The 10,410-nt window shown below is 49.3% G+C and carries 6 protein-coding genes; all 6 read left to right on the forward strand.

Annotated features, from left to right (window positions below; translation table 11 throughout):
* The coding region (locus BN93_RS18545) for a hypothetical protein (RefSeq protein ID WP_232211123.1) at window positions 1–274 on the forward strand (274 nt) is incomplete at its 5' end.
* A gap of 116 nt (window positions 275–390) precedes the next feature.
* On the forward strand, window positions 391–2,070 hold the full coding sequence (locus BN93_RS06540; protein ID WP_044260129.1) for a sulfatase family protein: 1,680 nt from the start codon (window positions 391–393) through the stop codon (window positions 2,068–2,070).
* Window positions 2,071–2,151: 81 nt separating this feature from the next.
* Window positions 2,152–3,453 (forward strand): UDP-N-acetylmuramoyl-tripeptide--D-alanyl-D-alanine ligase, encoded by a 1,302-nt coding sequence (locus BN93_RS06545; protein WP_044260132.1) that lies wholly within the window; start codon window positions 2,152–2,154, stop codon window positions 3,451–3,453.
* Between the two features lie 2,127 nt (window positions 3,454–5,580).
* On the forward strand, window positions 5,581–8,718 hold the full coding sequence (locus BN93_RS06555) for a SusC/RagA family TonB-linked outer membrane protein (protein ID WP_232211124.1): 3,138 nt from the start codon (window positions 5,581–5,583) through the stop codon (window positions 8,716–8,718).
* A 20-nt stretch (window positions 8,719–8,738) separates the two neighbouring features.
* A complete protein-coding gene (locus tag BN93_RS06560) occupies window positions 8,739–10,151 on the forward strand; it encodes a RagB/SusD family nutrient uptake outer membrane protein (protein ID WP_019187539.1) in 1,413 nt (470 codons plus the stop codon).
* Window positions 10,152–10,163: 12 nt separating this feature from the next.
* Entirely contained in the window at window positions 10,164–10,364 is a 201-nt protein-coding gene (locus tag BN93_RS17470) for a hypothetical protein (protein ID WP_157462736.1), read from the forward strand.
* Window positions 10,365–10,410 lie beyond the last annotated feature (46 nt).

Consider the following 10,410-nt stretch of genomic DNA (forward strand, 5'->3'; position numbering starts at 1 on the left):
CTTTCTTCGCACTTCGCTCGGCACACCTGTCATCACCCCACCTTATATAATAAGGAGTGCCATTCGCACACCAGCCAATACCATCACGCCCAACCAACACCATCCCACTTTATATAATAAGGAGTGCCATTCGCACACCATCCACCACCCCCATCCCCATTCAAAATGTTTCGCCCACCAAACAAAAAATGTGGCATTGGGGGCATCCATCCCCACGATTTTGTGTACTTTTGTAGCACATAACGCGCTGCCTACATGCTCGCCACATGCTTAGCGAACACACATGCTGGCGCAAAACAGCAACCAACTTACACAAAGATGAATCTACCATCCAACATTTCGCTCACCATGTTACCTGCCCTTGCCTTGGCCACGACAGCCGAAAGAGCAATGGCACAAACCAACGACACCAGCTACCCCAAATGTCCTGAACTGGCCACGTATCCCGTGAACGCAGCGAGACAAGCCACTGCCGTGCGTCCCAACATATTATATATCATGTGCGACGACCACTCCATGCAAACCATCAGCGCATACGGCAGTGCCTTATCTAAGCTTGCGCCCACGCCCAACATCGACCGATTGGCGCGCCGCGGCATGCTGTTCAGGTCGGCCTTTGTCGAAAACTCGCTGTCAACACCCAGTCGCGCCTGCCTCATCACAGGTCTTTACAGCCACCAAAACGGGCAACGACAACTGGGAGAAGGCATCGATACCACCCGAACCTTTTTCAGCGAACTACTACAAAAGGCGGGCTACACCACAGGAATGGTAGGCAAATGGCACATGCACTGCCGCCCCAAGGGGTTCGATTTCTTCCATATCCTCAACAATCAAGGCTCTTATTACAACCCCGTGTTCTGCTCCAACCGCGAATATGGCAAGTACAAGCAAGAGAAAGGCTACGCAACGACACTCATTACCGACCACGCCATCAACTTCTTAGAGCATCGCGACAAGTCTAAACCCTTCTGCCTGCTGGTGCATCACAAGGCACCGCACCGCAATTGGATGCCCGAAGAAAAATACTTTGGGCTTTATGGTGACGTAGAATTCCCACTTCCCAAAACCTTTTGGGACGATTACGCCACGCGCGGCTCGGCTGCCAGAACGCAAAAGATGCGCATCGACGACGACTTGCGCATGATTCAAGACCTGAAAGTGCCCGAAACGCTAGACACGGCCGATGTGGAAAGCATGGATTCGTATTACGCACTGCTCGGCGAAACAAGCAGATTTACCACCGAACAGCGCGTAGCCTTCGACAAATACTATATGCCAAGGAACAAGAAGTTTATCGAATCAAAACTCACAGGCAAGGAATTGGTGAAGTGGAAATACCAAAACTACATTCGCGACTACGCTGCCGTGATACGTTCTGTTGACGACAACGTGGGTCGACTGCTTGATTATTTGGAACAAAACGGACTTAGCGACAACACCATCGTGGTGTACACCTCCGACCAAGGTTTCTATATGGGCGAACACGGATGGTTTGATAAGCGCTTTATGTACGAAGAATCGTTTCACACGCCGCTCATCATCAGCTATCCCGGACATGTAAAAGAAGGAACAGAATGCAACCAATTGGTACAGAACATCGACTTCGCGCCCACTTTCCTCGAACTTGCCGGGGTGAAAAAGCCCACCGAAATGAGTGGCCGTAGCCTGCAACCGCTATTTAAAGGAGCAAAGGTAAAGAATTGGCGTAAAGACCTTTACTACCATTATTACGACTATCCCACTTACCACCTTGTGCGTAAACATGATGGCGTACGCAACGAACGCTACAAGCTTATCCACTTCTTCGGCAAGGGCAGCGACCGCGCCGTGCAAGAAAACAAGTACCAACGCACACCCGGAACTAGCGAATATTATACATATCAGGCATTGAAACGCATCAATTATTTTCGCGATGATGCCGACATAGATTATTACGAGCTGTACGACTTGCAGGCCGACCCCGACGAACTGAACAACATCTACGGAAAACCGGGTACAGAAAAAGTTACCAAACAGTTGCTTAAACGATTGGGCGAATACCGCAAAGAACTGAAAGTAGACGAATAACGCCCACCCTACGGCTAGCGGGCAAGAGCAAATTGCCAATTGCCCACACCCAGCAAAAGCAGCCAACACAAAAGAAAGAATATGACAACAGAACAGTTATATAAGGTTTTTGAACGCCACCCCATAGTAACCACCGACAGCCGCGACTGCCCCGCGGGTAGCATTTTCTTCGCCCTTAAAGGCGAATCGTTCAACGGAAACAAGTTCGCTGCCGCGGCCTTGCAGCAAGGTTGCGCCTTTGCCGTGGTAGACGAGGCCGAATATTGCCCACCTAACGATGAGCGATACATACTAGTAGACAACGTATTGCGCGCCTTCCAACTGCTAGCGCGCCACCATCGCCGCACCCTTGGCACGCGCATTGTGGGCATAACGGGCACCAACGGCAAAACAACCACTAAGGAACTGCTGGCTGCCGTGCTGAGCCAGAAGTACAACGTGCTGTACACTTTGGGCAATTTCAACAACGACATTGGCGTTCCCAAAACCCTACTACGCCTTAAACCCGAACACGAAGTGGCCGTGGTAGAAATGGGTGCCAGTCATCCGGGCGACATAAAAACACTGGTCGAGCTGGTCGAACCCGACCTCGCGCTCATCACCAACGTAGGCATGGCCCACCTGCAAGGCTTTGGTTCGTTCGAAGGAGTGGTAAAAACCAAAGGCGAACTATACGACTTTATGCGCCAAAGCAAGCGCGGAAAGGTGTTTGTCGATGCCAACAATCCCCACCTGATGGGCATTGCCGAGGGGCTAGACCTCGTAACCTACGGCACGCCTGCACGCCCCGACCTCTTCGTTAGCGGCAAAGTGGTTTCGGCTGCCCCCTTCTTACGTTTCGCTTGGCAACGCGAAGGCGGCGCATGGAACGAGGTTCAAACCCACCTTGTTGGGGCATACAATGTGCTAAACATGCTTGCCGCCCTCAGTGTGGGCCTTTTCTTAGGCGTTTCGGCCGAAGAGGCCAATCGCGCCTTGGCCAATTACGTGCCCAGCAACAACCGTTCGCAACTGGAAGAAACGGCACACAACAAGCTGATTATGGACGCCTACAATGCCAACCCCACAAGCATGAGCGTGGCCCTGAACAACTTTCACGATATGGAAGTGCCGCACAAGATGGCCATTTTGGGCGACATGCTCGAATTGGGAGCCGTTAGCCAAAGCGCACATCAAGCCATTGTCGACCAGCTTTCGCAGCTCACACTCGACGAAGTGTGGCTCGTTGGCCCCGAATTTGCCCGCACAAGCTGTGCTTTCCGCAAGTTCAACAACGTAGAAGAAGTGATAGCCGAGTTGAAAAAGCATCGTCCCGAAGACCATTACATCCTTGTAAAAGGCAGCAACGGCATACATCTCGACAAGTTGCCGCAATGGCTTTAACCCCAGCGCGCCACTTGGTAAGCCATTAGGCAGACCAACATTATCGCGCAAACCACACGTTGCGCTTTGAGGAAACGGAGCAAAACATGCTGCATCCCCCGCACACAAGCGGGTGATAAGGCGTGCAAACAGCCCTGTTTCTCAAAGCGCAACGTTTTCTTTAAGGCCTGCACAGCATGGCCAACTCCACGTGCAAAACCCCAGTTGACTTTCCAAACATTATACTTATATTGCTGTCTGCTAAAAGTTTTTCTCTCAATAAAAATTTATTATTAGCGGACTGTAATAGAAGTCGTCTTCACTTTTATGTTTCTAAAAAAGGGATAGGGGTTTATTATCTTTGCGTTATAAATCCAGGATAAACACGCCTATCATGTACGAAGTACTGGACTAAGATATGATAAGAACTGAAATTCTGCCCCATTTGCCTGTGGCAAAACGTGGCTATGCCTCAAAAAAGGTAACCTGGTGGGAGTTGTTTCAATGCTTTCGCTGCCAGTTGAAAGCATCTGTCCTGTGGCACATAATGAGGAGAAAGCAAAGAGCACTTCTTTATGTTTCTTATGTTCTTATGTCAAGATGAACGTATTTATGTCCAAAGACGAAAAGATAAACGTTTTCGTTAAGCCAAATGAACAATGTCGAGCTTATTCGAACATTGTCATGGCGAGAAAAGAACGATTAACTCGTTCACTCGTTAACTTCTCCACTCGTTAACTTCTCCACTCGTCAACTTCCCCACTCGTCAACTCGTTAACTTGTCCTCTTGTCAACTCGTCAACTTCCCAACTCGTCAACTTCCCCACCCGTTAACTTGTCCACTTTTTAGTAAGAATTTTAACATTATGAGTGCTCTTTTTGCCACCAATCGTTCGCCTTGTCGCAAAAAATCGATTCTCGCGAAGGTTTGTTTTGATGCAAATAAAGGGTAGTTGTACATACGGGCAAAATGAATATTTATTAATATAGAGTGCTGTTTGAACCTGTTTTTGGCCAATTTGCTGCTATATTCAGTGCATTTTGCCGCTAAATGCAGCGCGTTTTGGTGCTAAACGCAATGCGTTTTGGTGCTAAATGCAGTGCGTTTTGATGCTAAATGCAAGGCAAAATGGTGCAAAACGCAGTGCAAAATGCTGCAGAATGCAAGACGAGAAGCATAAACATACACCGCAATGGTATAAACAAAACCTCTTAGAACCATGAAACACATGGCTAAAATGGGCAAAATAGTCGCCCAAAAGTGGGATTTCAGGGGCAAAAAGTGGGTAATTGGGCTTAGAAAATTACGAGTTGCCAACCAATCTAGAAAGGTAAAATGGTGCTAAATGCAGGCTTTGCTCTTAAAAACAGACAAAACGGAAGACGAAAAAATCTAGAAACAGGGGCTATTTACCTATTTTTTAGCCCATTTTTCGCTAGAACGGAGCGAGAATTAGAGCTGTATTGTAAAATAAAAATAAGAATTTTAAGTTTTCAGGTTGATGAGTTTTTGAGGTTGTAAGTTGGCGAGGTTGTAAGTTCGTAAGTTGATGAGGTTGTCAGTTCGTAAGTTGATGAGGTTGTCAGTTGGCGAGTTTTTGAGTTCGTAAGTTGATAAGTTAGTAACTTCGTTAGTTTGTAAGTTGATGAGTTTTTGAGTTGATGAGTTTGTCGGTTGATGAGTTGATGTGTTCGGGAGTTGTTGGTTTTTCGTGAGTTTATAAGCCAGTGAGCCGATTTGTCCTGCACCTTGTGTATAAGAAACGTGTTTATCTTGTGTTGGCATCTGCTAGGCAATGCGCCATAAGTGCGCGTTGCGTGTATGAGAAGTGTGCTTATCTTGTATTGGCATCACAAAGATGACAAACCCCTCTGAATTTATAGACGACCCACTCTGAATTTATAGAAATATTAAAAACCAAGACGATTTCATAGAAAAAATAATTTTCGGGATATTTGGAACTTTCGAAAAAAACGCATAAATTTGCAGCAAACGATTTCTTAACGCCTTTTCGCAATCTAACAACAATACCGCTGACAGTAAAGTAGAACGTGGACAAACAGGCAGGAGATCAACAGTATTTAACAACCCCTGTACACTAATCGCAGGGAAAACACGAGCAATTAACAAAAATGAGAACTTTCTTTATGCGAAGAAACAGACAAGTAGGACGAGTTACCAGGCTCTTGTTGTTGATGTTGTGGACCACATTTCCACAACTGCCTTGCCATGCCGAAAGTGCCGAGTTGGCATCCAAGACGAGCCAACAAGCCACGCAGGGAAGTAAAAGAACGATGAAAGGGCAAGTGAAAAGCGAAAGCGGCGAGCCGCTGATTGGCGTCACCGTGTATGGTGCCGACGGTAAAGTGAGCGGCGTAACGGACATGGATGGCATGTATCACATAGACATTCCCACAAGCCTCACCGTTGTGCGTTTCTCGTACGTGGGCATGAACCCTGTAAGCATCACCATCGAACGGGGAACCACAGCGGTTGTCCGCAACCTGTCGATGCAGTCGAGCACAACGATAAAAGACATCGTTGTGACGGGTATTTTCCAGAAAAACAAAGAGGCGTTTACGGGAGCGGTGGCCACCATCACGAACAAGGAGCTGAAAGAATTTGGCAACAAGAACCTGCTTACGTCTATTGCCAACATCGACCCGTCGTTCAACTTACTGGCAAACAACCAGTATGGGTCGGACCCCAACCGTCTGCCCGATGTTCAAATTCGCGGTACCGCCAACCTGCCAACCCTTACAAACCTGCAAGACAACACACGCACCGACCTGAACACGCCCCTCATCATTTTGGACGGATTTGAGATCAGCCTGGCGCGGATGGTGGACTTGAACGAAGACGAGGTGGAATCCATCACGCTGCTAAAAGACGGTTCCGCCACGGCCATCTACGGTTCGCGCGGAGCCAACGGCGTTATCGTCATCAAGCGCAAGACACCCCAAACGGGGCGGTTGCGGTTCTCGTATAGTGGTAGCCTTAACGTTGAGGTGCCCGACCTGTCGGACTATCACTTGCTGAACGCCGCCGACAAGCTGGAATTGGAACGGCGTTCGGGTTATTACCAAAGCACCAACCCGGGACGCGACTTTATTTTGAAGAAAAAATATTCGGCCATTTTAGAGAACATCACACGTGGATTTGAAACCGACTGGTTGTCGAAACCGCTACGCGCAGGGGTGGGGCAACGGCATAACATACGCATTGAGGGCGGCGACGAGAGTTTCCGCTATGCAGCCTCGCTGCAATATAACGGTGTGGCAGGTGTGATGAAAGGTTCAAACCGCAACAACTTCAACGGTGGCATCACCCTTTCTTACAGCCATCGCAGCTTGATTTTCACCAACGACCTCAGCATCGGATACACCAAATCAGATGAATCGCCATACGGCTCGTTCTCAGATTACACCCGATTGAACCCCTATTGGCGGCCATACGACGACAACGGCAGGCTTATCAAGATGTTCGACAACGACGTAGACTTCTATGGCGGGTTCCGCAATTTGCCTGCCAACCCGCTTTACAATGCCATGCTCAACCAGAAAAACAGCCAACAATACACCGACATCACCAACAATTTCTCCATCGAGTGGCGGCCTTTCGAGGGATTCATCACGCGAGGGCGCGTTGGTTTGACGTGGCGAAACACCGAGACCGACGACTATAAGCCGGCCAAACACACGATGTTCGAATCCGACGAATATCAAACGGAGGAAGGCAGCTTGCGCAAAGGGCGCTATAACTACGGCACAGGCAAGCTAACAAATTATGAAGTGGCACTCACGGCAAGCTATTCCAAACACTTCGCAGAGAAACATCTTCTGTATGCGGCAGCCAACTGGAATGTTACATCTAACTTCGCCCGCAACTACAACTTCGTGTTCGAGGGCTTTACAGACGAATACCTCGACTTTCCTTCCAACGCCTTGCAATACCAGAAAGGCGGCAAACCATCGGGCGGAGAGTCGCGAACCCGCGCCGTGGGATTGGTGTTTAACGCCAACTATTCGTTCGACAACAGGTATTACACCGACCTGGCCTACCGCATAGACGGCTCTTCGCAGTTTGGGAAAAACCGCCGTTTCGCGCCGTTCTACTCGGTGGGCATCGGCTGGAACGTGCATAACGAGAAGTTCATGAAAAACGTTCGTTTCGTAGATAGGCTCAAATTCAGGGCTTCTTTCGGGCAAACTGGTTCGCAGAAGTTCAGTGCCTACCAAGCCATAGCCACCTATTCTTATTATCTGAACGACCGCTACAACAGCTGGATTGGCACTTACCAAAAGGCACTGGAGAACCCCAACTTGGAGTGGCAGAAGACAGACAAATGGAATGCAGGCGTTGAAATCAACCTCTTCGACAACCGACTGAACCTTGTTGCCGACGTTTATCTCGACAAAACATCTAACTTACTATCATCGTTAAAACTGCCCCTTTCTAACGGTTTCACATCATTTGTGGAGAATATTGGCGAGGTGGAGAACCGCGGCTTTGAAGTGAAAGCCACTGGCTTTCTGTTGCGCAACACCTCGCAAAAGCTTGCATGGTCGGTAACAGGCTCCATCGCACATAACAAAGACAAGGTAGTGAAACTGTCGCAAGCCTTGAAAGACGAGTATGCCAAGCGACTTCTTACGGGTGGGACAACGCCTAACAAAGTGATACGCGAGGGCGAATCGCAACACACCATCTATGCCGTTCAGTCGCTGGGAATAGACCCCAGCACGGGCAACGAGGTTTTTAGAAAGAAGAACGGCGAGCTAACCCACACGTGGAGCGCGGCAGACCGCGTGGCGTGCGGCATCAGCCAGCCCAAATTCCGCGGCACATTGAGCAGCATGATTCGCTGGAAAGATTTCACAGCCAACGTGGTTTTCGGCTATCGCTTTGGCGGACAGATATACAATTCCACGCTGGCTAACCGTATCGAGAACGCCGACAAACACTACAACGTAGACGAAAGGGTATTTCGCGACCGCTGGCAACAGAAAGACGACCGTACATTCTTTAAGGGCTTGAACAACGAAACCATAACCAATGCCACAACAAGGTTCGTGCAAGACGAACGCACGCTCAGCTGCCAGAACATTCACCTAGCCTACATGTTCAGCAACAACCCGTGGCTGAAACGCAATTTGGGCATACAGGTATTGACGTTGAGCAGCGACCTAAGCGACCTCTTCTATCTCTCGAGCGTTAAGCAAGAACGCGGACTTTCCTACCCCTATTCGCGGCGTTGCTCGTTTACCCTATCCGTTAGTTTCTAAACTCTAAACACCCAAAGACAATGAAATTTGGCAAATTTACCATAGCCTTGTTGCTCATTCTGGGCACAACCACGGCCTGCAACGATTTCCTCAACGTGCTACCTTCCACCGAAAAAGAGAAGGATGAGATGTTCTCTACGGTGGACGGCTGCCGCAGCGTGCTTATCGGAAGCTATATACGGATGAAGCAAACCAACCTCTATGGGGAAGAGATGGTGTGCGGAACAGTAGAGAATTTGGCACAACACTGGACCTACAACGCTGGCAGCGTGGGCGAATATCTCAACAAATACGACTATAAGGCCGCCGTGGTAGAAACGGCGATGGGCAACATCTACAACAACCTATACAAGGTTGTGGCCGACGTCAACGGGTTGTTGAGCGGCATAGAGCAGCATCGCAGCGTGCTAGACGACACCAACTACAACCTCATCAAGGGCGAAGCCTTGGGCTTGCGCGCTTTCTGCCACTTGGATGTGTTGCGGCTTTTCGGTCCGATGCCCAACAACGTGCCCACATCCAAAGTTCTTCCATACGTCACGACAGTAACCAACCGCCCCAACGCCTTTCTCTCCTACTCCGAATTTACAACACAATTGCTCAAAGATCTTGACGAGGCGGAGAGCTGTCTGAAAGACGACCCCGTGCGTTCGAAGTCTATCGAGGCTTTGAACAAGGACGCAGCATCAGAAGACAACTTCTTCACCGCCCGTCAACTGCGAATGAACTATTACGCCGTGTGCGCGCTAAAAGCACGCGCCTATCTGTGGATGGGTAACAAGGAAAAAGCATTAGCGTATGCCAAGCTCGTGATAGATGCGAAGACACCCGAAGGTAACGCGATGTTCCGACTGGGCACACGCGACGATTGTTCGCGAGGCGACAAGACGCTTTCTGCAGAACACGTCTTCAACTTAAAGGCGAACGACCTATCAAAAACATTGGGTACGGGGCGCACCTATCAAAAGCCTAAGGCCGAACTAACGGCACGCCTGTATGAGGCAGGCACGTCCGACATACGTTTCGTCAACCTGTGGGAAGAGGTGAACATCAGCTATTACAATCGTCCGTTCTACTTCCAGAAGTACACCCAAACCGAGAAGATGCCCACACTTGCCAAGAACGTGATACCGCTCATCCGCCTTTCCGAGATGTATCTCATCGCGATAGAAAGCAGTCCGCTTGCAGACGCCAATGCCTATTACGCCACATTCTGCACAGCGCGCGACGTAACGCCCACCACGATGGCCAACGACAGCGAGCGGATTGACCTCTTGGTGAAAGAATATAATAAGGAGTTTTACGGAGAAGGGCAGGCGTTTTATGCCTACAAGCGACTTGGCGCAAGCACCATTCTTTGGACCTCCGTGCCTGGTTCGGTAGAAACCTACGTAGTGCCTCTGCCAAAAGACGAGGCTGTATATGTAAACTAAACAAACATGACAATGAAAAAAATATTATATGCCGCCTTGCTGTGCGCCCTCTTTACAACGGGTTGCAAGGAAGATGAGAAGTTGCTCTTTAACGAAAAGGCACGAGCAGAACTGGTTAGCGAAAACCAAAAGGCACCCGCCGACCACCCCTTTCCTTTGTATGGGGTAGCGACACGAGGGTGCGCGACACGGTTTTCATCCCCATTAGGGTGATTGGCGGGTCGGCCCCCACAGACAGGCACGTGCTTTTCGAGCAGGT

The organism is Prevotella conceptionensis 9403948, assembly GCF_000312305.1.
GTDB classification, from domain to species: domain Bacteria; phylum Bacteroidota; class Bacteroidia; order Bacteroidales; family Bacteroidaceae; genus Prevotella; species Prevotella conceptionensis.